This is a genomic window from Pyruvatibacter mobilis, from assembly GCF_012848855.1.
Classification (GTDB): Bacteria; Pseudomonadota; Alphaproteobacteria; order CGMCC-115125; family CGMCC-115125; genus Pyruvatibacter; species Pyruvatibacter mobilis.
Genome location: NZ_CP051630.1, coordinates 2,591,770 through 2,615,802, shown reverse-complemented (window position 1 = coordinate 2,615,802; position 24,033 = coordinate 2,591,770). Strand labels below are relative to the sequence as shown.

The 24,033-nt window shown below is 66.2% G+C and carries 20 protein-coding genes; 13 read left to right on the top strand and 7 right to left on the bottom strand.

All coding sequences use genetic code 11. From position 1 onward, the window contains the following. Positions 1-46: 46 nt before the first annotated feature. The 13 genes from rpsA (at position 47) to HG718_RS12020 (ending at position 12,419) form a co-directional block, all read left to right on the top strand. Entirely contained in the window at positions 47-1,756 is a 1,710-nt protein-coding gene (gene rpsA / locus HG718_RS12080) for a 30S ribosomal protein S1 (RefSeq protein WP_027842960.1), read from the top strand. A 253-nt stretch (positions 1,757-2,009) separates the two neighbouring features. Beyond that, positions 2,010-2,375 carry an integration host factor subunit beta gene (locus tag HG718_RS12075; protein ID WP_160586929.1) on the top strand — a complete coding sequence of 122 codons (366 nt, stop codon included), beginning with the start codon at positions 2,010-2,012 and terminating at the stop codon, positions 2,373-2,375. Positions 2,376-2,513: 138 nt separating this feature from the next. Next, positions 2,514-2,867, top strand: coding sequence for a lipopolysaccharide assembly protein LapA domain-containing protein (locus tag HG718_RS12070; RefSeq protein WP_027842961.1), 354 nt, complete (start codon positions 2,514-2,516; stop codon positions 2,865-2,867). A gap of 84 nt (positions 2,868-2,951) precedes the next feature. Then, positions 2,952-3,932: a bifunctional Delta(1)-pyrroline-2-carboxylate/Delta(1)-piperideine-2-carboxylate reductase gene (gene lhpI, locus HG718_RS12065; protein WP_027842962.1), complete on the top strand. Its 981-nt coding sequence runs from the start codon at positions 2,952-2,954 to the stop codon at positions 3,930-3,932. A 194-nt stretch (positions 3,933-4,126) separates the two neighbouring features. Continuing rightward, a complete protein-coding gene (tauD, locus tag HG718_RS12060) occupies positions 4,127-4,981 on the top strand; it encodes a taurine dioxygenase (protein WP_160586928.1) in 855 nt (284 codons plus the stop codon). Positions 4,982-5,047: 66 nt separating this feature from the next. Next, positions 5,048-5,515 (top strand): MAPEG family protein, encoded by a 468-nt coding sequence (locus tag HG718_RS12055; protein WP_205345630.1) that lies wholly within the window; start codon positions 5,048-5,050, stop codon positions 5,513-5,515. 137 nt (positions 5,516-5,652) lie between these two features. Further along, on the top strand, positions 5,653-6,420 hold the full coding sequence (locus HG718_RS12050; RefSeq protein WP_160586927.1) for a tryptophan-rich sensory protein: 768 nt from the start codon (positions 5,653-5,655) through the stop codon (positions 6,418-6,420). A 99-nt stretch (positions 6,421-6,519) separates the two neighbouring features. Next, positions 6,520-7,239: an orotidine-5'-phosphate decarboxylase gene (pyrF, locus tag HG718_RS12045; RefSeq protein WP_160586926.1), complete on the top strand. Its 720-nt coding sequence runs from the start codon at positions 6,520-6,522 to the stop codon at positions 7,237-7,239. Positions 7,240-7,242: 3 nt separating this feature from the next. Further along, on the top strand, positions 7,243-7,893 hold the full coding sequence (locus HG718_RS12040; RefSeq protein ID WP_160586925.1) for a phosphoribosylanthranilate isomerase: 651 nt from the start codon (positions 7,243-7,245) through the stop codon (positions 7,891-7,893). Positions 7,894-7,937: 44 nt separating this feature from the next. Continuing rightward, entirely contained in the window at positions 7,938-9,173 is a 1,236-nt protein-coding gene (gene trpB / locus HG718_RS12035) for a tryptophan synthase subunit beta (RefSeq protein WP_160586924.1), read from the top strand. Positions 9,174-9,176: 3 nt separating this feature from the next. Further along, entirely contained in the window at positions 9,177-10,001 is an 825-nt protein-coding gene (trpA, locus tag HG718_RS12030; protein WP_160586923.1) for a tryptophan synthase subunit alpha, read from the top strand. Positions 10,002-10,138: 137 nt separating this feature from the next. Continuing rightward, the gene (gene accD / locus HG718_RS12025) at positions 10,139-11,080 is read left to right on the top strand and encodes an acetyl-CoA carboxylase, carboxyltransferase subunit beta (protein ID WP_027842969.1); all 942 of its coding nucleotides are present in this window, start codon (positions 10,139-10,141) and stop codon (positions 11,078-11,080) included. A gap of 19 nt (positions 11,081-11,099) precedes the next feature. Next, entirely contained in the window at positions 11,100-12,419 is a 1,320-nt protein-coding gene (locus tag HG718_RS12020; protein ID WP_160586922.1) for a bifunctional folylpolyglutamate synthase/dihydrofolate synthase, read from the top strand. Positions 12,420-12,567: 148 nt separating this feature from the next. Here HG718_RS12020 and HG718_RS12015 read toward each other — a convergent pair whose 3' ends face one another. The 7 genes from HG718_RS12015 to tsaE all read right to left on the bottom strand — a co-directional run bounded on the left by HG718_RS12015 (position 12,568) and on the right by tsaE (position 23,965). Then, complete coding sequence (locus HG718_RS12015; protein WP_160586921.1) at positions 12,568-14,328, bottom strand: WS/DGAT/MGAT family O-acyltransferase; 1,761 nt, start codon at positions 14,326-14,328, stop codon at positions 12,568-12,570. Positions 14,329-14,539: 211 nt separating this feature from the next. Continuing rightward, positions 14,540-14,860: a thioredoxin TrxA gene (gene trxA / locus HG718_RS12010; protein WP_027842972.1), complete on the bottom strand. Its 321-nt coding sequence runs from the start codon at positions 14,858-14,860 to the stop codon at positions 14,540-14,542. 178 nt (positions 14,861-15,038) lie between these two features. Continuing rightward, complete coding sequence (gene addA, locus HG718_RS12005) at positions 15,039-18,566, bottom strand: double-strand break repair helicase AddA (protein ID WP_160586920.1); 3,528 nt, start codon at positions 18,564-18,566, stop codon at positions 15,039-15,041. A gap of 2 nt (positions 18,567-18,568) precedes the next feature. Further along, complete coding sequence (addB, locus tag HG718_RS12000) at positions 18,569-21,598, bottom strand: double-strand break repair protein AddB (RefSeq protein ID WP_160586919.1); 3,030 nt, start codon at positions 21,596-21,598, stop codon at positions 18,569-18,571. A 38-nt stretch (positions 21,599-21,636) separates the two neighbouring features. Further along, the gene (locus HG718_RS11995) at positions 21,637-22,353 is read right to left on the bottom strand and encodes a nucleotidyltransferase family protein (protein ID WP_160586918.1); all 717 of its coding nucleotides are present in this window, start codon (positions 22,351-22,353) and stop codon (positions 21,637-21,639) included. After that, entirely contained in the window at positions 22,350-23,462 is a 1,113-nt protein-coding gene (locus HG718_RS11990) for an aminoglycoside phosphotransferase family protein (RefSeq protein WP_170080210.1), read from the bottom strand. The genes HG718_RS11995 and HG718_RS11990 overlap by 4 nt, the downstream gene beginning before the upstream one ends. Beyond that, positions 23,459-23,965, bottom strand: a complete 507-nt coding sequence (tsaE, locus tag HG718_RS11985; protein WP_170080209.1) for a tRNA (adenosine(37)-N6)-threonylcarbamoyltransferase complex ATPase subunit type 1 TsaE — start codon at positions 23,963-23,965, stop codon at positions 23,459-23,461. Before tsaE ends, HG718_RS11990 begins: the two co-directional genes overlap by 4 nt. Between the last annotated feature and the right edge of the window lie 68 nt (positions 23,966-24,033).

Below are 24,033 nucleotides of genomic sequence, written 5' to 3'. Positions count from 1 at the left end.
CAACCGTGCGGCCCGAAAACCAAATGAACCTTTGGAGCCATTATTGATGTCACAAACTGCGGCCGATCCCGGCCTGAACCCGAGCACCGACGACTTTGAAGCCCTCCTGATGGAGAGCCTCGAAACCACGAATATGACGGAAGGCTATGTTGTTAAGGGCACCGTCACCGCCATCGAAAACGACATGGCGATCGTGGATGTGGGCCTGAAGACCGAAGGCCGCGTTCCCCTGAAAGAATTTGCCGCTCCCGGCCAGGACCACGGCCTTACGGTCGGCGGCGAAGTGGAAGTCTATCTCGAGCGCGTGGAAAACGCGCTGGGCGAGGCTGTCCTCTCCCGTGACAAGGCCCGCCGCGAAGAGGCCTGGGAACTGCTCGAAAAGGCCTTCGAAGCCAATGAGCGCGTGGAAGGCCACATCTTCGGCCGCGTGAAGGGTGGCTTCACGGTGGATCTGGGCGGCGCCGTCGCCTTCCTGCCGGGCAGCCAGGTGGATATCCGCCCCGTGCGCGACATCACCCCGCTCCTCAACGTGCCGCAGCCCTTCCAGGTGCTGAAGATGGACCGCCGCCGCGGCAACATCGTCGTCTCGCGCCGTGCCGTTCTCGAAGAGACCCGTGCCGAGCAGCGCGCTGAACTGGTCGAGAACCTCAAGGAAGGCCAGGTGCTGGAAGGCGTCGTCAAGAACATCACCGATTACGGTGCATTCGTGGACCTCGGCGGTGTCGACGGCCTGCTGCACGTCACCGACATTGCATGGCGCCGCGTGAACCACCCGACGGACGTTCTGTCCATCGGCCAGACGGTGAACGTCCAGGTCATCAAGGTGAACCAGGAAACCCAGCGCATCTCGCTGGGCATGAAGCAGCTCGAGGCCGATCCGTGGGAAGGCGTCGAAGCCAAGTACCCGGTGGACCTCAAGATCAAGGGTCGCGTCACCAACATCACCGATTACGGTGCATTCGTGGAGCTGGAGCCGGGCGTCGAAGGCCTGGTGCACGTCTCCGAGATGAGCTGGACCAAGAAGAACGTCCATCCGGGCAAGATCGTTTCCACCTCCCAGGAAGTGGAAGTGATGGTGCTGGAAGTGGACCCGGTGAAGCGCCGCATCTCGCTGGGCCTCAAGCAGTGCCTGGACAACCCGTGGTCGTCCTTCATGGTCAACTTCCCGCAGGGCACCGAAGTCGAAGGCGAGATCAAGAACATCACCGAATTCGGCCTGTTCATCGGTCTCGACGGCGACGTGGACGGCATGGTCCACCTCTCCGACCTCGACTGGAACCGCTCTGGCGAAGACGCCATTGCCGACTACAACAAGGGCGACGTCGTGAAGGCGGTGGTGCTTGATGTGGACCCGGAAAAGGAGCGCATCTCGCTCGGCATCAAGCAGCTGGGCGGTGATCCGTTCGACAGCGTCGGCGACATCCGCCGCAACGACATCGTGACCGTGACGGTGACGAATGTTGAAGAGAACGGCCTGGAAGTCTCCGTCGGCGATGAGGAGTTCTCCTCCTACATCCGCCGCTCCGAGCTGTCGCGTGACCGCTCCGAGCAGCGCCCCGAGCGCTACAATGTGGGTGACAAGATCGATGCCCGCGTGACGCAGATCGACAAGGGTTCGCGCCGCATTTCGCTGTCGATCAAGGCGAAGGAGATCGCCGAGGAGAAGGAAGCTGTCGAACAGTACGGCTCGACCGATAGCGGTGCCTCTCTTGGCGACATCCTGGGTGCCGCCCTCAAGAACAAGGACGGCGAATAAGCCGTCCGTGCCGGGGCATATTGTCCCCGGCAGTCAACGCATTGGATGGCGGCAGGGAAAACCCCTGCCGCCATCGTGGTTTCTGGGCTAGGATTTCGCGCAAAGGTGACGCTGGCGTCATCTTTGGTTAATGGTTGAGAATCGAACTATTGATAACCCTTTGAAAGTGTTGGGCTTGTTGCATTCGTGCAGCTTGACGCACAGGCCCTCTCTCGGGCAGATTGACGGGTGAGGGACTAGGGACAAGGGCCTCATGATTAAGTCAGAACTCGTTCAGCGGCTGGCCCAGGCCAATCCGCATCTGTATCAGCGCGATGTGGAGCGCATCGTCGGCACGATCTTTGAGGAGATCGCAGCTGCCCTGTCGCGTGGCGACCGGGTGGAGCTGCGCGGCTTCGGCGCGTTTTCCGTGAAGACGCGCCCTGCGCGCACCGGCCGTAATCCGCGCACCGGCGAGCCGGTGCATGTGGAAGCGAAGGCCGTGCCCTTCTTCAAGACCGGCAAGGAACTGCGCGAGCGCCTCAACAAGGTGCCCGTCGGCGACGAGGCCGGCGCGTCAGGCGACACAGCTTCGGCGGATGTGGCAGGCGAGCCCGCCGGCGTGGCCGCAGGCGAATAGCCGCCCTTTCCCGGACCCCGTGCCTGACCTATGCTGGCCGCATCACCTGGCAGCACCACATGGCCGCGCCGCATGGCGGGACCACATGTCATGTGGTCCCGTTTGTTTTGCGCGTAACTGAAAGCGGCAGTCTCCCCCGTGACTCTCAAGACCTGGTTCATCCTGATCCCCTGCATCATCGTCGGTGTCGTGCTCACCCTAGCCAATCTCGCCCCGGTGCAGTTCTCGCTTGATCCGTTCTCCGATGTGCGCCCGGCTTTCGCCGTGACAGTGCCGCTGATCGTGGTGATCTTCGCAGCCTTCGGCCTCGGCATGGTGGCGGGCTCCCTAGCCGCCTGGGCGGGCCAGCACCGTAACCGGGTGGAAGGCCGTGCCGCCAAGCGCGAGCTCAAGCGCGTGCAGAAGCAGCAGACCGATACCGACGGCCTCACCGCCCTGCCGGATACGCGCGGGAGCGCCACCCCCGCCTTGCCGACAGCCCGCAGCGCCTGACGGGACACGCGCCTGGCCGCCGCTGACAGAGTGTCCGGGCGGCAGTCATGTGCCGGGGGCTGACCAGCCAGAAAGGAAGCGGCCATGCGCCTCGTCACGGCGGCGGAACTGAACCAGGTTCTGGATGTGCGCTCCGTGATGGAGCGGCTGCGCTCCGCCTTCCGCGATGACATCGCCAGTCCGCGCCGCACTGTCCATCATGTTGAATCGAGCCTGGGCCCCGATGAGCCGGGGGCGGGCGACCTGATGCTGATGCCCGCCTGGGTGCGCGGCACCGCGCGGGCCGGCGACATGTCAGGCCGCCGCGGCTATATCGGCGTCAAGGTGCAGTCGGTCTTCCCGGACAACCGCAGCCACGGCGTGCCTGCGCTGACCGGTGTGTATGTGCTGATGTCCGGCCGCACCGGCGAGCCGTTGGGCCTGATTGATGCCCCGACCCTGACCCACTGGCGCACCGCCGCCGCCTCGGCGCTGGCGGCGAGCTACCTTGCCCGGCAGGATTGCGAACGGCTGCTGATGGTGGGCGCGGGCAGTCTTGCCCCGCATATGATCCGTGCTTTCGCCGCCATCCGCCCCATCTGCAACGTGCTGATCTGGAACCGTACGGCGGAGACCGCCGAACGGCTGGCGAAGAAGCTCGACCGCCCGGATTTCCGCGTCGGAGCGACAACGGACCTCGAAGGGGCGGTGAAGGGCGCAGACATCATCTGCACTGCAACAGCAAGCACCGCACCGCTGATCAGGGGCGAGTGGCTGTCCCCCGGCGCTCATGTGGACTGCGTCGGCGGCTACCGCCCGGACATGCGCGAGGTGGATGACGCGGTGCTGTCGCGCGCGCGCATCTTCGTCGATACCCGCCCCGGCGCCCTGTCCGAAGCCGGTGACATCATGGGGCCGCTGGAGGCCGGCGTGATCACCGTCGAGGACATTGCTGCTGATCTTTATGAGCTGACCCGCGGCGAACGCGCGGGCCGCCGCTATCACGACCAGATCACCCTGTTCAAATCCGTCGGCGTGGCCTTGGAAGACCTTGCAACTGCGACGCTGGCCTTCGAGCGGACCTGACACGCAAGGCAGCCGTAGTTGCGCCCCGCCATGCGCCGGCTTGCGGACGATCGGGCAAAACACAAAGCCTTGCTCCGCGGTCCGGGCGCGGTATCCTCCATGCGGGACGGCGTCCGCGGCCACGGCATCACATGTCGGGCCTTGCAAGAAACAAACGCGCCGCCCGAGGGAAAAGGAAACGGGGAGGGCACCGCATGACCGGGGCCGTTTCGATTGACCGCGTCACGCCATTCATCGGCGCGGAAGTGTCCGGCGTGGACATGAGCCAGCCGCTGGGCAACGAGACCTTCACCATCCTGCATGACGCGCTTGTGGAGCACGGGGTGCTCTTCTTCCGCGACCAGGACATCACCCCCGCCCAGCACAAGGACTTCGCCTCGCGTTTCGGCCATCTGCAGGTGCATCCCTTCGCCCCCAATCTGGGCGAGGATCATCCGGAGATTATCGTCATCGAGCATGGCGAGAAACGCGCGCCGGACCTCAACAACTGGCACACGGACGTAACCTTCATGGCGCAGCCGCCGCTCGGCTCGGTGCTGCACGCCAAGGTGATGCCCGACACTGGCGGCGACACCATGTGGGCCAGCATGTATGCGGCCTATGAGGCCCTGTCGGACCGCATGCAGCGGCTGCTGAGCGAGCTTGTGGCCATCCATGACTACGAGCATGTGTTCGGCAAGGCGGGTAGGCTCTACCGCAACCAGGGCACCGACAAGATGGAGGCAGAGCGGCGCAAACATCCGCCTGCGGAGCACCCGGTGATCCGCACCCATCCCGTGACGGGCCGGCACGGCATCTTCGTCAATTCGAGCTTCACCGTCCGCATCAAGGACATGAAGCAGAAGGAAAGTGACGCGCTGCTGACTTTTCTGCATGAGCATATCAAGCAGCCGGAATTCCAGTGCCGCTTCCGCTGGCGCGAGAATTCGGTCGCCTTCTGGGACAATCGCTGCACGCAGCATTACGCGATTGCCGATTATTTTCCGCATCACCGCAAGATGCACCGGGTGACCATAGACGGCGACACGCCCGTGTTCCGCCCCCACTGATTTTCCCGGCGCCGGGGCTTTTTCCGTGAGGCCCGGCGTCACTTTCAAACAACAAGAGGAACAACCATGGAAGAACTCGCCAACACCGTATCCGCTGCTGTCGCGTCTGCCGGCTATGCGGGCGACATGCTGGGCGCGCTCTATGTGATGGCGGCGTGGACGGCCATTACCTGGATCATCATGACGGCGGTGCGCATTCCCGCGATGAACGCTGCCGGCCTGACGCCGGATGACGCCAAGCACACGGTCAATCTCAACACGCTTCAGGGCACGCCGCGCCAGCTGGCCGACAACTACAACCACCTCTTCGAGGTGCCGGTCATCTTCTACGCGGTGGTGCTTGCGATCGTCGTGGGCGGCCACGCTGATGAAATGCACATGTATTGTGCCTGGGGCTTTGTTGCGTCCCGCGTGGTGCACTCTCTGTGGCAGTGGACCGTCAACGCCGTGGCGCTGCGCTTCCCGCTCTTCGCCATCGGCTGGGTGCTGCTGATGATCATGATCGTCCGCGAGCTGCTGGCCTATATCGGCTGAGGCCGGTCTGACCAATCCGGTGAAATTCACCGGAACTGTGATCCCCGGGCGGTGTTGTGCCGTAGACTGGCCAAACCATGGCCTCAGGATGCGTCCTGAGCACCATCTGCGCCTCACTGCCCGGGAGATCGCCTTTCATGCCTGCCCTATCCGCCAGCGGCCGACGGACCCTCAACGTGGTCTTCGCCATCACCCAGGCCCTGGTGCCTGCGCTGCCGGCCCTGGGCTATGGCATCACCGTCGGCGCCCGTGACGGGTTCGCCTCGCCGCCGGAAGTGCCCGCGGGCTACGCCTTCTCCATCTGGGGCGTGATCTTTCTCCTCAGCCTGATCTATGCGGTGGTGCAGGTGCTGCCGTCCGCGCGCGCCACGCGGCTTTATGCCCAGATCGGCACCCCGAGCTGGGTGCTGTTCGCACTCTCGACCCTGTGGATGATGGTGGCCCAGTTTGACGGGCCGACGGCGCTGTTGCTGGTCATCATTCTCGCCATGCTGGCCATCGCCCTGCGCCTGCTGCTGGAGGTTTCCGCAACGTCAGCGCGGCAGGAAGACGTGCCGGGCCGCCAGCTTCTGGCGGTGCTGTTCGGTCTTTATGCGGGCTGGCTGAGCCTAGCCGCCTTCCTCAACATCTCGACGTTCCTGCGCGAGCAGGACCTTGCGCCGCTGGGGCTTGCCAATTGGCAATATGCCATTGCGATCCTGCTGCCCGCCGCCCTGCTGGTGGCGGTGATGCTGGGCCGCAGCCGCGGCCAGGGCTGGTATCTGATCGCCGCTGTGTGGGGGCTGGCCGGTGTCGTGGTCGCCAATATGGACGCCGCGCTGCCCCAGGCCTATGTGGCGGTGGCGGCCGCGAGCCTTGCGGTGCTGTTAAGCGCGATTGCGCTGTTTTCGCGCCGCGAGGCCTGACAAAACCCTGATCTGACCGGGCGGGTGCATGGCAGGCCCCCGCCAGACTGCCATCAGATCACTTGGGGGCAGGGCTGGGGGGCTGCTATAAGTCCGCCCATGACAGACGCCCGCACCATCAGCCGCAACCCGGTTTTCTGCGCCCTGGACACCCCGTCCCCCGACAAGGCCGCCCGCATGGCCCGCCAGGTGGGCGACGCTGTGGGCGGGCTCAAGCTGGGGCTTGAGTTCTTCATGGCGGCGGGCCCGGAAGGCTTCCGCACCGTGGCCAAGGAAGGCCGCCCGTTGTTCCTTGACCTGAAGCTGCACGACATCCCCAACACCGTGGCCGGGGCTGTGCGCTCGCTGCTGCCGCTCAAGCCTGCCATCCTCAACGTCCATGCCCAGGGCGGCATGGCGATGATGCAGGCCGCCCGGGACGCGGCCAATGAGGCACCGGAAGGCGAGCGCCCGCTGATGATCGCCGTCACCATGTTGACGAGCCTCGACCAGGCGGATCTTGAGCGTCAGGGCAACCGCGTGGCGCCTGCCGATTATGTCCGCCGCCTGGCCGAACAGGCTGCCGAGGCGGGGCTGGACGGGGTGGTATGCTCGGCCCATGAAATCGAGACCCTGCGCATGGAGCTGGGCCCGGACTTCAAGCTGATCGTCCCCGGCATCCGCCCGGCGGGCGCGGATATCGGCGACCAGAAACGGGTGATGACGCCTGCCGAAGCGCGCGACCTGGGTGCCGACATCCTGGTGATCGGCCGCCCGATCACCGCCGCCGACGATCCCGCCGCCGCGGCCCGCGCGATCGCCGACGACCTTGGCTGCTGACGAATGGGCGCGGACACCAAGATAAAGATCTGCGGGCTGACGACACCGGAAGCGGTTGCGGCGGTCAATGAGATCAGGGCTGACATGGCGGGGCTCGTGTTCTTTCCCAAGAGCCCGCGCAATGTATCGATCAGCGATGCCTGCGCGCTGGCGGGCGGGCTGGCCTCGTCCGTGCAGTCGGTGGCGCTGGTGGTGGATGCGCCTGACCATGAGCTGGACGAGATCATTGGCGGCGTCGCCCCCAACATGCTGCAGCTGCACGGGGCCGAGACGCCCGAGCGCGTGGCGCAGGTCAAGGCGCGCACCGGCCTGCCGGTGATGAAGGCGCTGGCGATTGCCGAAGCCGATGACCTTACAGCCGCACGTGCCTATGAGAAGGTGGCGGATTGGTTGCTGTTTGACGCCAAACCCCCTAAATCACTCGCCAATGCTCTTCCCGGCGGCAACGGGCTTGTCTTCGACTGGACCCTGCTGACCGGCTTTGAAAGCGCCTGCCCCTGGATGCTGTCGGGCGGTCTGGACGCGGACAATGTCGCCGAGGCGGCCCGGATTTCGGGCGCCCGCGCGGTGGACGTCTCCTCCGGCGTGGAGAGCGAACCAGGATTGAAGGATCCCGACCGGATCCGGGCATTTGCCGCCGCGGCCCGCAGCTGAGGCCCGGCGCGACAGATGCCTGTTGTTGCGAAAGGAAGTCGAGCGTGAGCGATCAGGCCGCACCGGCAGACACACCGAATTCATTCAGGACGGGTCCGGACGACCGCGGCCATTTCGGCATCTATGGCGGCCGCTTTGTGGCTGAAACCCTGATGCCGAACGTGCTGCAGCTCGAAGAAGCCTATCGCGCCGCCAAGAAGGACCCGGCCTTCGCCGACGAGCTGGCCGACTTCCAGAAGCACTATACCGGCCGCCCCAGCCCGCTTTATTTCGCCGAGCGCCTGACCGAGGAGCTGGGTGGCGCCAAGATCTATTTCAAGCGTGACGAGCTGAACCACACGGGCAGCCACAAGATCAACAATTGCCTGGGGCAGATCCTGCTGGCCAAGCGCATGGGCAAGACCCGCATCATCGCCGAAACCGGTGCGGGCCAGCACGGCGTGGCAACCGCTACCGTCGCCGCCCGCTTCGGTCTTCCGTGTACGGTCTATATGGGCGCAACCGACATTGAGCGCCAAGCGCCGAACGTGTTCCGCATGAAGCTGCTGGGCGCGGAAGTTAAGCCCGTGACCTCCGGCACCGGCACGCTCAAGGACGCCATGAACGAGGCCCTGCGCGACTGGGTGACCAATGTGGAAGACACCTTCTACATCATCGGCACCGTTGCAGGCCCGCACCCTTATCCTGAACTTGTGCGCGACTTTCAGTCGGTGATCGGCCGGGAAGTCCGTGAACAGATGATGGAGCGCGAAGGCCGCCTGCCGGATTCGCTCATTGCCTGCATCGGCGGCGGCTCCAACGCCATGGGCCTGTTCCACGACTTCCTCGACGAGCCGACAGTGTCGATCTATGGCGTCGAAGCCGCAGGCCGCGGGCTTGATAAAGTGGGCGACCACGCCGCCTCGCTGACCGGCGGCTCGCCGGGCGTGCTGCACGGCAACCGCACTTATCTGCTGCAGGATGAGGACGGCCAGATCATCGAGGGGCACTCGATTTCCGCCGGTCTCGATTATCCCGGCATCGGCCCGGAACATGCGTGGCTGAAGGATACCGGCCGCGTGACCTATATGTCCGCCACCGACAACGAGGCGCTGGACGCCTTCAAGATGTGCACGCGCCTTGAAGGCATCATCCCGGCGCTCGAGCCGAGCCATGCGCTGGCCAAGGTGAAGGAGCTGGCGCCGACCCTGCCGAAGGATCATCTGATGGTGATGAACCTCTGCGGCCGCGGCGACAAGGACGTGTTTGCAGTTGCCGGTTATCTCGGCGTGGAGCTCTAGAACATGGCTGAGACTCGTATCGACCGGCGCTTCGCCGAGCTGAAGGCGCAAGGCAAGAAGGCGTTTGTGGCCTATGTGACCGCCGGCGACCCGGACGCGGAAACATCACTCAAGATCGTCAAGGGTCTGCCCAAGGCGGGCGCGGACGTGATTGAGCTGGGCATGCCTTTCTCCGACCCCATGGCCGACGGTCCGGCGATCCAGGCATCCGGCAAGCGAGCGCTGGATGCGGGTGCCACCATGGTGAAGACGCTTCAGCTTGTGCGCGCCTTCCGCGCCGAGGACGCCGACACCCCCATCGTGCTGATGGGCTATTACAACCCCATCTACATCTATGGCGTGGAGCGCTTCCTGGCTGACGCGAAGGACGCGGGCGTGGACGGGCTGATCGTCGTGGACCTGCCGCCGGAAGAGGATGACGAGCTGTGCATACCGGCCATGAAGGCAGGTATCAATTTCATCCGCCTGGCAACACCGACCACGGACGAAAAGCGCCTGCCGGCGGTGCTCGCCAACACGTCGGGCTTTGTCTACTACGTGTCGATCACCGGCATCACGGGGTCTGCCTCCGCACAGGCGGATGTCGTGGGCCATGCGGTTGAGCGTCTGAAAGCGCAGACCGATCTGCCGGTTGCCGTGGGCTTCGGCATCAAGACCGCCGACATGGCGCGCGACATGGCAGGCGTTGCCGATGGCGCGGTCGTGGGCTCGGCGCTTGTGTCCTGCGTGGAGGCGACGCTTGATGACAACGGCAAGGCGACTGCCGACACCGTGGACAAGGTGCTGGCGCTGGCTGGGGAACTGGCAGGCGGCGCGCACGCGGCCTGAGCGGGTGCCAAGCGGGCACCATGCGAGCGCCGCGGATTGGCGGCATGTTTTTGCCGGATTTTCCCGGTAGCGTAAGAAGATGAAGTATCCGGGCCGGGCTGAAGCCGCACCGGGAAGAGGTTGAGGGAGACGAGACGATGAGCTGGCTTGAAAATGTGGTGCGCCCCAAGATCCGCACCTTCCTTTCGGCAAAGCGCGACACGCCCGAAAACCTCTGGCACAAATGCAAGAACTGCGGCGAGATGGTGTTTCACCGCGACCTTGCCGAGAATTTGCAGGTCTGCCCCAATTGCGATCATCACGGCCGCATCGGGGCCAAGGAGCGCCTCGACAGCCTGTTTGATGGTGGCACCTGGCAGAAGATCGACAACCCGGAAGTACCCGCCGATCCGCTGAAGTTCCGCGATCAGCGCAAATACACCGATCGCCTGAAGGAAGCCCGGACCAAGACCGGCGAACAGGATGCGGTGACCATCGCGCTCGGCCAGCTCGGTGGCCGCGAAGCCACCGTGCTGGTGCAGGACTTCGCCTTCATGGGCGGGTCGCTGGGCATGGCGGCGGGCGAAAGCATCGTCAAGGGCGCGGAGTTGGCGATCGAACGCCGCACCCCCTTCATCATCTTCGCCGCTGCCGGTGGTGCGCGCATGCAGGAAGGCATCCTGTCGCTGATGCAGATGCCGCGTTCCACCGTGGCCGTGCAGATGGTGCGCGAAGCGGGCCTGCCCTACATCGTGGTGATGACTGATCCGACGACCGGCGGCGTCACCGCGTCCTACGCCATGCTGGGCGATGTCCACATCGCCGAGCCCGGCGCGCTCATCGGCTTTGCCGGTCCCCGCGTGATCGAGCAGACCATCCGCGAGAAGTTGCCGGAAGGCTTTCAGCGTGCTGAATATCTGCTGGACCATGGCATGGTGGACATGGTGGTGAAGCGCGGCGACATGCGCGACACGCTGATCCGCCTGACATCGCTCCTGATGGTGGAAGGCCCGGCGGCGGCAGCGACAGCAGCCCCGCAGATCGCCGCCCCCGCCGCGTCGGGTGCGGGCACGCCGCCTGCCCCCGCCACGGGCGCCTGAGGCCGGGAGAAGGGCGGCGGTGACAGCCGATCTCACCTCCCGCCGCCAGTCGAGCGATGCCATCCTCGACCGGCTGACGGAGCTGCACCCCAAACTCATCGACCTGTCGCTGGAGCGCCTGGAGCGGCTGCTGACCGCCCTGGGCGAACCGCAGTTGAAGGTGCCGCCTGTGATCCACGTGGCAGGCACCAACGGCAAGGGCTCGGCAGTGGCCTATCTGCGCGCGATCTTCGAGGCCGAGGGCAAGCGCGTTCACACTTATACGTCACCGCATCTGGTGAAGTTCCACGAGCGCATCCGCCTGGCTACGGGGGCGGGGCAGAGCACCTATGTGTCCGAAGACGAATTGATCCGTCTCCTGACGGATTGCGAGACCGCCAATCAGGGCGGCGACATCACGTTCTTCGAGATCACGACGGCGGCAGCTTTTCTTGCCTTCTCCCGCGTGCCTGCCGATGTGACCCTACTCGAGGTGGGGCTCGGCGGGCGCTTTGATGCCACCAATGTCATTGATGCGCCGCAGGTGAGCGTCATCACGCCGGTCTCCCTCGACCACCAGAGCTTCCTGGGTGATACGGTTGGCCAGATCGCCGGGGAGAAGGCGGGCATCATCAAGGCAAGGGTGCCGGTGGTGATCGGTCCGCAGGTGGATGAAGCGCTTGAGGTGATCGAGGGCGAGGCGGCCCGGCTGGAAGCGCCGGTGGCACGCTTCGGCCAGGAATTCACTGCCTATGAAGAGCACGGCCGCATGGTGTTCCAGGACGCAACAGGATTGCTCGACCTGCCGATGCCCGCCCTGCGCGGCCGCCACCAGATCGCCAATGCGGCAACCGCCATTGCGGCGGCGCGCGCCTTTGGCGGCATCAGCGAGCAGGCGATTGCCGACGGGCTGAAGCAGGTGGAATGGCCCGCGCGCATGCAGCGGCTCGCCTCGGGCGCGCTGGAGGCGCGTGTCGGCAATGCGGAGCTGTGGCTTGATGGCGGGCACAACCCGGCGGCGTCCCGCGTCATTGCCGAAACGGTGGCCGACCTTGAGGACAAGTCCTCCCGGCCGTTGGTGCTGGTCTGCGGCATGCTCGACACGAAGGATACAGGGGGCTTCTTCGAGGCCTTCAAGGGCCTGGCTTCAACGGTGCTGACCGTCACCATTCCCGGCCAGCCCAACGCCCGGCCCGCCGAAGACGTGGCGCAGATGGCCCGCGCCGCAGGGCTTGAAGCAGTGGCCATGGCCGATATCGAAACAGCCCTCGACCGCGCCGCCGTCGTCTCCCCGCCGCCCCGCATCGTCATCTGCGGCTCGCTCTACCTCGCCGGTGAGGTGCTGGCCCGCAACGGGTAAGGCAGGCGACCGGAGCCCGAGCAGGGTGAGAGAGATCCTCCGGTCAAGCCGGAGGATGAGCGGGAAAAATACCGCGATCCCTCCGGCTTGACCGGAGGGTCTCATCGAAATGGACGTTACTCATTGCCTCCCCGAAGGGGAGGGGGAGTTATTCCGCGGCCTGGAGCGTGACGACCTTGGTGTCGTCGCTCTTGGTCTCCGCTGCCGTGGTCTCGGGGGCGGCCTTTTTGGCTGCGGTCTTCCTGGTACTTGTCTTTTTCGCCGCCGTCTTGCGCTTGGCCGTGGTTTTCTTCGCGGCTGATTTTGCCTTGGCCTTTGTCTTTGTCTTTGTCTTGGTTTTCGAGGCGGCCTTGCGCTTGGTGGTCTGGCTGTCGCCGGTGCCGCGGGCACTCAGCGTGGCATCGGACTGATGCGCGGGCACCGCGTCGCGCGACAGGGAGGCGCGCTTCTTGCCGGCTGCGGCCTTGACCATCTTCTTGAATTTCGGCGAGGCGGCCCGGGTCTGCGCGGCTGCGAGCAGCTCGTCGAAGCTTTCCTGGATGCACTGGGCGAAATAGGCCGGGTCCGGCACCATCTCGCGGCAGGACGAGATCGAGATGGTGATCTGCCCGCCATAGGAGAAGACCGGCATGATGAGGCCCATGCCGTCGAGGATGGGGCCGAGGCCGAACTGGGTGACCAGCCGTGCGCCGGTCATGTAAAGCGGCACATTGGGGCCGGGCACATTGGTGATGACGCAGTTCATCGGCAGCTTCATCCGGTTGGCGAGGCTGAGGCCCGAATAGAGCCGCGCCGCCAGCCCCGCCGTCATCGACGGAATGAACTGGGTGTAGTCGGTCATGTTCTTGGCGCCGACCGCGTTGGTAAGCTCCTTGGAACTTGTCGTGTGCGCGAAGACGGCCTCCAGCCGCTCCATCGGGTCGGCGATGTCGGTGCCGATGGCGACCGTCATGGCGGAGACCTGGTTGCCGGCGGATTTCTGCGCCGCTGCCGCGCGGACGGAGATCGGCGTCATCGCCACCATGGAATCCGTCGGCAGTTCTTCCTTGTCCTCGAGGTATTTGCGCAAGGCGCCGCCGCAGACCGTCAGCACCACGTCGTTGACGGTGGCGCCGGGCACGGTGGTGCGGATGAATTTGAGATCGTCGAGCGCGAAGCTGCGGCCGTCGAACACCCGGTGCGGCGACACGCAGGCATTGAAGCGGGTGCGCGGCACGGGGCCGGAAGATTTGAGCTCGCCGGTGGTCATCTTGAGGCCGGCGCGGGCCAGCGCGGGGACCGAGCGGGCCAGCACATTGGCAAGGCGGAACGGTTGCACGGCGGTGTGGCCGGCGGAGCGTGCCAGCAGCTCAAGGGCAAGGGGCTCACGCTCCGGCACCCACTGCTCCTCCGGCGGCTGCGGCTTGGCGTCCGGCGTCAGGTCGTGGACGGCGGCGGTCATTTCCGCGCCGGAGACCCCGTCAATCGCCGCGTGGTGCACCTTGGAGACGATGGCGAAGGAGCCCTTGGGAATGCCCTCCACATTGTCGAGCCCTTCCAGCACGTAGAATTCCCACAAGGGCCGGTTGGTATCCAGTGCGCGGGAATGCAGGCGCGCGACCTGGATGCACAGCTGCCGCCAGTCACCGGGATGCGGCAGGGCGATGTGGCGCACATGGAACTCGATGTCGAAATCCGGATCCTCGAACCAGTAGGGGTGGTCCAGATTGCCCGGCACATAGGCCAGCCGCTGGCGGAACGCGCGGGCCAGATGCAGGCGGCTTTCGTAATTACGCAGGATTTCCTTGAACGCCAGCACCCCGCCGGGAACCGTCGACTGGTCGTAGATGGCGACCGAGCCGATATGCATCGGCGCGTTCTTGGTCTCGAAATACAGAAATGCGGCGTCCAGCGCGCTGAGCTGTTCCATGCCACGCCCTCCCCAAGGCTGTTGTTGAGATAATTCCATCACACTTGGCGCGCGCGGGCAAAGGGATGTGTGGGCCCCCGGCATAAAAGACGCAACGGGCCGAGGAGGTTAGGGGGAAAAGGGGCAGCGGAAGAGCGGGCCGTGGCGACAAAAAACCCGGCGGGTCCGCTGGGGAGCCGCCGGGTTTCCGGTGTTTGATCAGCCTGCGGGGTCAGATCGACTCGTCGATCCACTCGGCAATCTTGCTCTTGGGCAGGGCGCCGACCTTGGTGGCGGCGACCTGGCCGTCCTTGAAGATCATTAGCGTCGGGATGCCGCGCACGCCGTATTTGGTCGGCACATTCGGGTTCTCGTCGATATTGATCTTGGCGATGGTGAGCTTCTCGCCCATTTCACCGGCGATCTCTTCGAGGGCCGGGCCGATCTGCTTACAGGGGCCGCACCATTCGGCCCAGAAATCCACCAGCACCGGGCCCGATGCGTCGATCACGTCACTTTCGAAACTTTCGTCCGTCACCTTGGTCGTGGCCATGCGACTTCTCCTTGGGTTGCGCCTGAAACGCGCTGTTTTCTGCGGTGTCCAGACTTGGGCCAGCCTCTGAATCGCTCGCCCTAGGGGGTATCTCTTGAGCCGAATGTAGGAACGCCCCCCATGGGGGTCAAGCGATGCGGCACCTGCGCTCACACGGGCGTGAGCAGGCCTGCCATGCTCATGTGACGCGGGTGTCGAGCAGGGCGTCGGGCAGGGTCATCAGCCGCGCTCCGTCGGTCCAGACGAGTGCACAGGTGACGTCACGGCCCGGATAGGCGGCGCGCGCCAGCGCCCGGTAGGCGGCCATCTGGTCGAGATAGATCCCGGCCACATCCTCCGGCCGTTCGGGCGGCGGGCGGTTGGTCTTGTAGTCAGCGATCAGCACGGCTGTCTCGGAGACGGCGATCCGGTCCACCTGGCCTGACAGGGGCACGCGCTGGCCCTTCCAGGTGACATGGCCCGCCAGCGCCACTTCGGCGCGGCTGCCGGGGGCAAAGAGCGGCGCGAAAACAGGGTCATCCAGAACCGCCATCACCTCGGCGACGATCGTGTCCTTCGCCGCCTCGTCAAACTCCGGCCCCGCCGCCCGGTCGAGCCAGGCGCGTGCGCGGGGCGCTCTGTCGGCGGGCGCAATCCCCGGCAGGTGCTGCAACAGCATGTGGGTGAGCCGCCCGCGGGCAAAGCGCTGCTGCGGGGAGACGCCGGACAGCGCCGCCAGCGGCGACAGGGCCGGCGGGTCGTCCTCCTGCCCCGGCATCATGGAGGGCGCGAGCGGACCCAGTGGCACATCCTCGCGCGGGGCGGCGCGGCTGACCCACTCCGGCAGGGCAGGAAGGGCGTCCAGGTCGCCATCGGCTTTCTCGCGGACCGGCTCCACCTTCTGATCGCTTTCAAGCCTGAGGACAGAGCCCGGCCCGTCGGCGAAGGTCACCTCTTCGGTCACCGCATGCGGCTGGTCTGACAGCGCGTCGCGCACGCGCACATACCAGCTCGTGTCCTGCATGCCGCGCGAGCCATGGGCGGCGGCGATGTATAGCCGGTCCATGGCGCGGGTCATGGCGACGTAAAGCAGGCGGCGATATTCCTCGTCTTCGCGCTCGGCCCGCAGTGTGCGGGCGGCGAGCGATTTGTCATCGGCGTCGCCGGCGCGCGGGCTATAGGTGAGAAGCCCGTCCTCATGGGAAACGAGACTTGATTGCCCGGGCCGCCCGCCCGCCTGCACCGTGTCCGGCAGGATGACCACATTGGCCTCAAGCCCCTTGGCACCATGCACCGTCATGATACGGACCTTGTCGCCGCCCTGATCAAGGTCGCGCTTGATCTCGGTGGTGCCCGCCTCCATCCAGGCGATGAAGCCCTGCAGAGACGGGGTGTTGGCGGCTTCGTAAGCGAGCGTCTGGTTCAGGAATTCATCCAGCGGGTCATGCACATCCATGCCGAGCCGCGCGACGAGCGCTGCCCGCCCGCCTTTCGTGCCCAGCACATGGGTGAAGAATTCATGCGGCCGCAGCACATCAACCCGTGCCCTGATGTCGCTGAGATAGCGGAGGGCTTCATCTGCTCCCGGCACTTCGGCGGCGCGGTCACGCAGAGACGCCCAAAGGCTCTTGCGCGTACCGTCAGCGTCCCTGTCGATGGCGAGTGCATACAGCGCGTCCTCGCTGAGGCCGCAGAGCGGGCTGCGCAGCACGGTGGCGAGGGTCAGATCATCCTGCGGCAGCACGGCGAAGCGGGCGAGCGCCATCAGATCCATGACCGCAATGTGATCGCCCAGCACCAGCCGGTCCACGCCCGCCACGGGAATGTCCTCGGTCTTCAGTTGACGGATCAGCTCATCGACGAAGGCCCCGCGCTTGCGCACGAGGATGAGCACGTCGCCCGGGCGCATTGGGCGGCCGCGCTGGGGCAGCACTTCCTTGCCGATCCAGTCCTTGAGCTTGCCGGTGATGCGGGCGGCGAGCTTGGCCTCCTTGCTGCGGGCGGAGACGGCATCCAGCGGATTGTCCCACAGGGCGGTCTCGTCCACTTCGTCAGGCGTCACCGGCGACCAAAGCTCGACGAGCCCGGCCCGACCGGTCCACACGCTGCGATGCTCGATCTCTTCATCGCCCGAGACAACGCCCGCGCGCACCGGCTCGGGCGCGAAAGTGGTATCCACGACGGCAAGAATTTCATCCGCCGTGCGCCAGGACACGTGCAGCGGAATGGGGATCAGATCCTGGCCCGCGCCTTCCGCCATGGCGGCGAAGCGGTCGCGCATGCGCGCGAACGTGCCGGGCTCGGCCCCCTGGAACGAATAGATCGACTGCTTCTCGTCGCCCACGGCAAACAGCGTGCGGGTGAGGCCGAGGCTGCGGGTCTCGTCTTCCGGGGCGAAGGAGCGCGCCCCGTCACCGGCGAAGAACTCCTGCACCAGCGCCTCGATGACGCGCCATTGCTGCGGGCTCGTATCCTGCGCCTCGTCCACCAGAATGTGGTCGAGGCCCATGTCGAGCTTGTAGAGCACCCACTGTGTCGCCTCGCGGGTGGAGAGCAGGGCCGAGGTGCGGGCGATGAGATCGTCATAATCCAGAAGCGCGAGCCGCGCTTTCTCAGCCTCATAGGCATCAAGCACCGCGTGACCTATGCGGATCAGCGCCATGGTCATGGTGGCGGTGGCCGCCGCGCGGCATTGGGCCTGAAGCGCCAGCACGCGCTCCTGCTCCTGCTCAAGCCAGTGAAGGGAGGCGGGATGGGCTGCAGCCACATCCTTGGTCATCAGGGATTTGCGCGGGTCGCCCTTCTGGGTGAGGAAGGCGGGCTGATACGCCTCGCGCCACGCCGTTGCATCGGGGCTCGCGATGAAGGCCGCCAGCTGATCGGCAATCCCGGTGTCAGTCTTTTTCCCTCCCGAAAGAGCGGCGCGGGCGGCGCGCAGGCTGTCCGTATCCGTCTCTTCAATGGCCGCATTGATGAGATCGTCGGGTGTGACGCCGGGGGCAATGCCGAGGGCGTCGGCGATGGCGTTCTCGACGGCATCCACGCCTTGCGATTTTTTCACCAGTGCCCGCAGGCGGTGGCGTGACATTGTTACATCGGTGAGCAATTGCTCGAGGCCGCGCTCATCGGTCTCGCCCGCCAGCCGCACGGCGGCGCGGGCAAGCTCGCTGTCCGGCTGATCGATGACGTCTTGAAGAACTCTGTCGCGCGCCGTCGCCAGAAGCTCCCTGGACTGACGGTCATCGGCGAGGGCGAAATGCGGGCTGATGCCGGCTTCAAGGGGAAAGCGGCCAAGCAGGCTTTCGCAGAAGGCGTGGATGGTCTGGATCTTGAGGCCGCCGGGGGTCTCCAGCGCGCGGGCAAACAGACGGCGGGCCTTGGCGATTTCCTCCGGCGCAAGCGGGCGGCCCTCGAGCTGCAACAGCTCTTCGGCGAGCGTGCCTTCATCCATGGTAGACCACTTGCCGAGCCGCTCATAGAGCTTGGTCTGCATCTGGGCGGCGGCAGCGCGGGTGAAGGTGAGACAGAGAATGTGCTCGGGCCTGGTGCCGGAAAGCAGCAGGCGCGCGACGCGGCTTGTCAGCGTATGCGTCTTGCCGGTGCCTGCATTGGCGGACACCCAGATGCTGGCCGTGGGGTCGGCGGCCGCAAGCTGGCTGCGCGTGGAGAGGTCCTGCAACGCCGCATTGGCGCCGGAGGGCTCAAGCTCCACGGTCTCGCCGTCCATCTCTATTCGGTGTCGCTGACCGTCTGCCATTCCTTCACCCGGGCCAGATGGTCGAAAGGACCGTCATAAGAGAGAAATTGCGGGCGGGGCCGCGAGATATAGGGCGTCTCCTCATCTTCAAAGAGGGTCAGAAGCGCGCGTGTGTGCTCCAGCGCATCCTCGCCGGTCGTCATGGCGTCCTTGTCCTTGCCGGTGGCGCTCACCACCTTGCCGGGCTCGCGCCCGCCCTTGAGTTCCACATAGGCAAGCTCGGAGGTCTGCGCGGCGACGGGGCCGGTGCTGCCGTCCTTCTGGTTTTCAAACGCGCCACGCGTCGCCATGGCGGCTTCGAGCGGCAGCTGGACGGAAAACTTGGCGTCGGTCTGCTTTGCCGTGGGCGCGGTGCCGGTCTTGTAATCGAGAATGGCCAGCGTGCCGTCCGTGAACAGATCAATCCGGTCTGCAACGCCGCTCAGGGTGAACTCGCGCGTGAGCAGCGGCAGGGAGAGCTCGCCCTTCAGCTCCACAAATGTTGTGAGGATACGGGCGCGGCGCGCGGTCTCCCAGGGCACGAACCATTCGGCGACCTGCAGGAAGCGCGGCCACCAGATGGCGCGCACGGCGGGCCGCGTGGCTGCGGCCTGGAACATTTCCTCGCCGATGGCGACGAGGCGCGCATAGGCGTTGTCCGGCATCGGCGTGTCCTGGGTGACCGGATAATCCCGCGAGAAGCGCTCCAGAATGCCGTGGATGATGTCGCCGCGCTCCCGCGCGCCCGCATCAGCTTCCAGCGCATCCAGTTCGTCTAGCTTCAGCACATGGCCCGCATAGATCGCATAGGGGTCGCGGAACAGATCGTTGATGCGGGTGACGGAGAGGCGCGTGGGACGCTTGTCCACCGGCGGGCGCGGTGTGGGCCGCTCGATCTGCCGGGCTTCCACCACCGGCCGCTCATAGGCGCGCGCCATGGCGAGCCACGGGCCGCTGTCGATCGTCTTGCCGAGGCCGGAGACGAGGTTTTCAAGCCGCAGCCACCAGCGCGACGGCACGGTGGGCTGGCCGTCGGCGCGCTCGGCGCGGGTGAGGATCACTTCGCGCGTGCCCAGCCCCTGCGCCACGTCATGCGCGGCAAGGCCGATCAGCCGCTCCGGCGCTTCAAGGCCAAGCTGGGCGCGCATGGGGCGGTTGATCCACGCGCCGGTCTCCGCCCGCTGCGGCCACACCCCTTCATTGAGGCCGCCTAGAACCAGGAGGTCTGCCTGTTGCAGGCGGGCTTCAAGCGGGCCGAGGATCTGCAGCCGGGCATGGGAGCGGCGCTTGGGCCGCACCATGCGGCCGGTCATCAGCGCGCCGAGAATGGCGGGATAGTCCGACAACGGAACATCGCCGAGCAGAACGGCGTTCTCCAGAAGGTCGGCGATAAACTGCGCCCCGGCCTCACCCGAGGTGCCGGACCACAGCGCCTGCGCGCCGGGGAGCGTGTCGGTGGCGGCCAGCGCCTCGCAGATGGCGATATGGGTTTCGATCAGGCGGGCGGCAGGCTGGGGTGCGGTTTCAGCAATATTGCCCGCGCCGGTGAGCAGCGTTGCAAGCCGGGCATGGATCGCGCGGGCGCGGGCATGGTCCTTTTCATGCAGCTTGTTATGGGGGCGGGTGGCAGCCGCCGTGATGGCGTCGGCAAGGCCCGCAAGGCCGGGGGCGGGGCGCGGCCCGCGCAGCACGCGCTTGTCGAGGAATTCCACGTCGCGATGCAGCAGCCCCTGCGGCTGCCCGCCCTGGGCAAGCGGATGTTTGAGGGCTGCAAGCAGCGGCACGGGCGCGCATTGGGCGGCGAGCATCTCCGCCACCAGCAGCAGGAAGCTGCCGGTGCGTGTATGCGCCAGCGGCTGGCCGCCACTGTCATCGACGGCAATGTCCCAGCGCGCGAGATCAGCCGCGACCCGGCGGGCGAGATTACGGTCGGGCGTCACCAGGGCGGCTGTGCGTCCGGGTGTTTCAAGGGCGCCGCGCAGGGCCAGGGCGATGGCCAGGCTTTCAAGCTGCGGGCTGTCGGCACTGACCATTGTGAGGCCGTCAAGGGCTGCCTCCGCCACATCTCCCAGATGCGCGCCCGCGTCCCGCCAGGCATCGGTGGTTTCAGCCGGGCGCAGCGCCTCGCTGACAAGGCGGGTGCGGGCGGCGGCGGCTGGGTCATCTTCCGTGCCGGCCGCGGGCCACAGGGCCACATCATTGCGCTCAAGGCCCATGCGTGACAGCAGCAGTCTGAGACCGAATTGCGGATGCGCCGGTTCAAGCGCGTCCCAGGCGCGGGGCTCCATGCCCGTATCAAGGCCCGGCAGCACCACCATGCCCTCGTCCATCCCGGCGATGGTGGACAGCATGTCGGCGGTGGCCTTGAGCGAGCCGGTGGAGCCTGCGGCCACGATGGGGCCGGGCGGGGCATCACGCCAGCGGCGGCATGTGGCCTCGATCAGCGCCGCACGGCGGGCGCTGGGGTCTGTGAGGCCGAGCGACGCGAGCATGTCGGGCCAGCTGTCGGTGATGACTTCGAGAAAGCGCAGGGTCTCGGTCCAGTGATCGGCGTAATCGCCATGCACTGCGTCTTTGAGGCGGGTGATGTCCACATCCTGCGCGGCGAAGGTATCAAGCAGGGCGCCGAGGTCATCCGCCAGCGCGATGGCCTGGGCGGCGCTGGCGATGGGGCGCTCAATCTTGTCGCCATGGGCGCGGATGATCTGCGCCAGCGCCAGGCGGCGATGCATTGGTGCGATGGCGGGCGGCAGGCTGAGGGGGGCGTCGCCTGCGTCCCCGCCCGCAGGAGCCGCGCCCTCAAGGCCCATCTCCTCATCCACGTCCCCCAGGGGGCGGATCGCGGGCAGCAGCAGGGCATCTGTCGGGGCCTGGGCGAGAAACTCCTCCACCAGCGCGCGGGCGGCGCGGCGCGTCGGTACCAGCACGGTGACATCGGCAAGCTGGTCGCCACGCTCAAGCAGCCCCCTGGCGAGGGCGCGCAGAAACGGCACATGCGGCGGAATGGTGAAGACCTGACCCATGGGCGCCACTCTAACGTGAGTCGCGCACGGCGGCCTGCCTAGAGATCACGCAGGAAGGCTTCCGTATCGTCCAGCGCCTGCGGCGTGCCCACATGCATCCAGATACCGTCATGGCGCAGGCCGTAGGCACGGCCCTGTTCGGTGAGCGTGCGCCAGACCTTGGTGGTGGAAAATGCCTGCTCGTCGATGTCGGCGAAAAGCTGCGGCTTGATGATCTGCACGCCCGTATACATGAAGGGAGCGACCGAGCGCGGCTCGCGCCACTCGATGCGGCCATCGGCCTCCATGGTGAAGTCGCCGCGCCCCACATCGCCGACAATGCTGGCCGTGACGGCGAGCACCAGCATGGCGTCCATTTCGGCGGGATCGAACGCGTCGATCAGCCGGGGCAGGGTCGCGCCCATGCCTTCGATCCAGATCGAGTCGCAGTTATGCGTGAGGATCGGCTTGTCGCCGAGCAAGGGCAGCGCCTTCTTGATGCCGCCGCCGGTTTCCAGCAATGCGTCCGTTTCATCGGAGATGATGATGCTGTCATCGTTTCGTGCTTCAAGATGCGCGCGCATCTTGTCGGCATGGGCGTGGATGTTGATGACGATGCGCGAGATGCCGGCGGCCTTCACCCGGTCGATGGCGTGATCGACCATCGCCTTGCCGTTGACCTTTACCAGCGCCTTGGGGATGTCGTTGGTAAGCGGCCGCATGCGCGTACCGTGGCCGGCGGCCATGATCATGGCAGTGTCGATATCGCAGCTCATCGGGTCACGCTGTCCGGGTTGATCTCGGTACGGATAATGTCGAGCGGCATGTGCGCCTCATACCAGCGCGCCATGGGGGCAAGCGCCGGGTGGGCAAGGTCGCGGGCCAGATAGTCCGCCAGCCGCGGGATATGGGCGAGGTAATGCGGCTTGCCGTCGCGCAGCAGCAGCCGGGCGAAGATGCCGATGATCTTGGTGTTCCGCTGCGCACCCATGATGGCATAGGCGGCGCGGAACGCCTCCGCGTCAAAGCCCGTGTGCTGCGCGGTGCGGGCCGCTTCGTAGCGGGCGAGCAGGCGGGCTTCGAGGTCGGGTGCGATGGTGCGGCGGGCATCCTGCAACAGCGACACCACGTCATAGGCGCCGGGCGCGATCAGCGCGTCCTGAAAGTCAATAAGCCCGATGCGGGCAAGGCCTGAGCGCCCCTCGATCGCCAGCAGATTGGGCGAATGATAATCGCGCAGCACCAGCGCGGGCGGCATGTCTGAAAGGGCAGGGAAGACCGCGTGCCAGGCGGCGTCAAAGGCTGACTGCGCGTCCGCATCAAGGTCCCGGCCCGTGGCCAGCCGCGCATACCAGGCGGGCAGGAGGCGGGCTTCGGTGAGCATGGCCAGATCATCGAAGCGGGGGACGGTGTGGGACGCGCCCGCGTCACCGCATGGCAGCGGGCCGGGCACAGGCAGGGCGTGCAGCGCGGCAAGCACGTCCACCGCCTCGCCATAGAGCGTCTCCTCGCTGTCGCCGGCGGCGATGCGCTGGGCGAAGACGCCGTCGCCGAGGTCTTCGAGCAGGATGAAGCCCCGGTCGAGATCAAGCGCGTAGAGCTCTGGCGCGCTGAAGCCGTGGGCGGTGAGGTGGCGGGCGATGGCGGCGAAGGGGCGCATGTCCTCGGCCAGATGCACGATGGCGCTGTAGCTCTTCCCGCCCTCGATCGGCGGGCCGTCCGGGCCGGGCGGGGCATCCATCAGGATCGCGGTCTGGCCATCCCGCGTCAGGCGCTCATAAAGGCGGGTGGAGGCATCCCCCGCGACGGGCGTGGCCGTGGCATCGCCCCAGCCGGCCTGATCGAGAAAGGCGCGCCGGGCGTCGCTGCGATCATGCGCCTTCATGCGACGATCCTTTCAAGCTTGGCCGCCCAGCCACCATGGCCGGTGGCGGCAAGCTTGCGCTTTTCAACCGCCGGGTCCTCGGTGGCGTCATCAAGCGTCAGCGAGATGTCGAGCCGTCCCTTGACGCGGTTAGCCTCAAAGCCGCGGCCGAGGCGGGCCGGCCATTCAACCAAAAGCGCGCCGAAATCAAGCGCGTCTTCAAGGCCCAGCTCCTCGATCTCGCCGTCATCCTCGATGCGGTAGAGGTCCACATGCGCAACCGGCAGATAGGCCGTGTCGTAGTGCTGGATGAGGGTGAAGGTGGGGCTCGGTATCTCGCCCTCGACCCCCAGGGCGCGGAGCAGGGCGCGGGCGAGGGTAGATTTGCCCGCGCCGAGGTCGCCTTCAAGGGCAATCAGGTCACCGGGCTCCAGATAGGACGCCAGCCGGGCGGCGAAGCTCCGCGTGGCTGCCTCATCCGCCAGATCAAGGGCGGCGCTATAGCTGGCAACGGGCGTGGGCATGAACGCGTTCCGGGCCTCGGGAAGAGGGGTAACAGGCAGGTGCCCGCCCATAAGGCAGCGGCGGGCCG

What these genes read in the sequence shown, in the direction of transcription:
- addB (WP_160586919.1), bottom strand. Translation starts at nt 21,598, where the DNA reads ATGGGTCAGGTCTTCACCATTCCGCCGCATGTGCCGTTTCTGCGCGCC.
- HG718_RS12050 (WP_160586927.1), top strand. Translation starts at nt 5,653, where the DNA reads ATGCCTGCCCTATCCGCCAGCGGCCGACGGACCCTCAACGTGGTCTTC.
- trpA (WP_160586923.1), top strand. Translation starts at nt 9,177, where the DNA reads ATGGCTGAGACTCGTATCGACCGGCGCTTCGCCGAGCTGAAGGCGCAA.
- HG718_RS12055 (WP_205345630.1), top strand. Translation starts at nt 5,048, where the DNA reads ATGGAAGAACTCGCCAACACCGTATCCGCTGCTGTCGCGTCTGCCGGC.
- HG718_RS12040 (WP_160586925.1), top strand. Translation starts at nt 7,243, where the DNA reads ATGGGCGCGGACACCAAGATAAAGATCTGCGGGCTGACGACACCGGAA.
- HG718_RS11995 (WP_160586918.1), bottom strand. Translation starts at nt 22,353, where the DNA reads ATGAGCTGCGATATCGACACTGCCATGATCATGGCCGCCGGCCACGGT.
- HG718_RS11990 (WP_170080210.1), bottom strand. Translation starts at nt 23,462, where the DNA reads ATGAAGGCGCATGATCGCAGCGACGCCCGGCGCGCCTTTCTCGATCAG.
- HG718_RS12015 (WP_160586921.1), bottom strand. Translation starts at nt 14,328, where the DNA reads ATGGAACAGCTCAGCGCGCTGGACGCCGCATTTCTGTATTTCGAGACC.
- accD (WP_027842969.1), top strand. Translation starts at nt 10,139, where the DNA reads ATGAGCTGGCTTGAAAATGTGGTGCGCCCCAAGATCCGCACCTTCCTT.
- tsaE (WP_170080209.1), bottom strand. Translation starts at nt 23,965, where the DNA reads ATGCCCACGCCCGTTGCCAGCTATAGCGCCGCCCTTGATCTGGCGGAT.
- rpsA (WP_027842960.1), top strand. Translation starts at nt 47, where the DNA reads ATGTCACAAACTGCGGCCGATCCCGGCCTGAACCCGAGCACCGACGAC.
- tauD (WP_160586928.1), top strand. Translation starts at nt 4,127, where the DNA reads ATGACCGGGGCCGTTTCGATTGACCGCGTCACGCCATTCATCGGCGCG.
- lhpI (WP_027842962.1), top strand. Translation starts at nt 2,952, where the DNA reads ATGCGCCTCGTCACGGCGGCGGAACTGAACCAGGTTCTGGATGTGCGC.
- pyrF (WP_160586926.1), top strand. Translation starts at nt 6,520, where the DNA reads ATGACAGACGCCCGCACCATCAGCCGCAACCCGGTTTTCTGCGCCCTG.
- HG718_RS12075 (WP_160586929.1), top strand. Translation starts at nt 2,010, where the DNA reads ATGATTAAGTCAGAACTCGTTCAGCGGCTGGCCCAGGCCAATCCGCAT.
- trxA (WP_027842972.1), bottom strand. Translation starts at nt 14,860, where the DNA reads ATGGCCACGACCAAGGTGACGGACGAAAGTTTCGAAAGTGACGTGATC.
- addA (WP_160586920.1), bottom strand. Translation starts at nt 18,566, where the DNA reads ATGGACGGCGAGACCGTGGAGCTTGAGCCCTCCGGCGCCAATGCGGCG.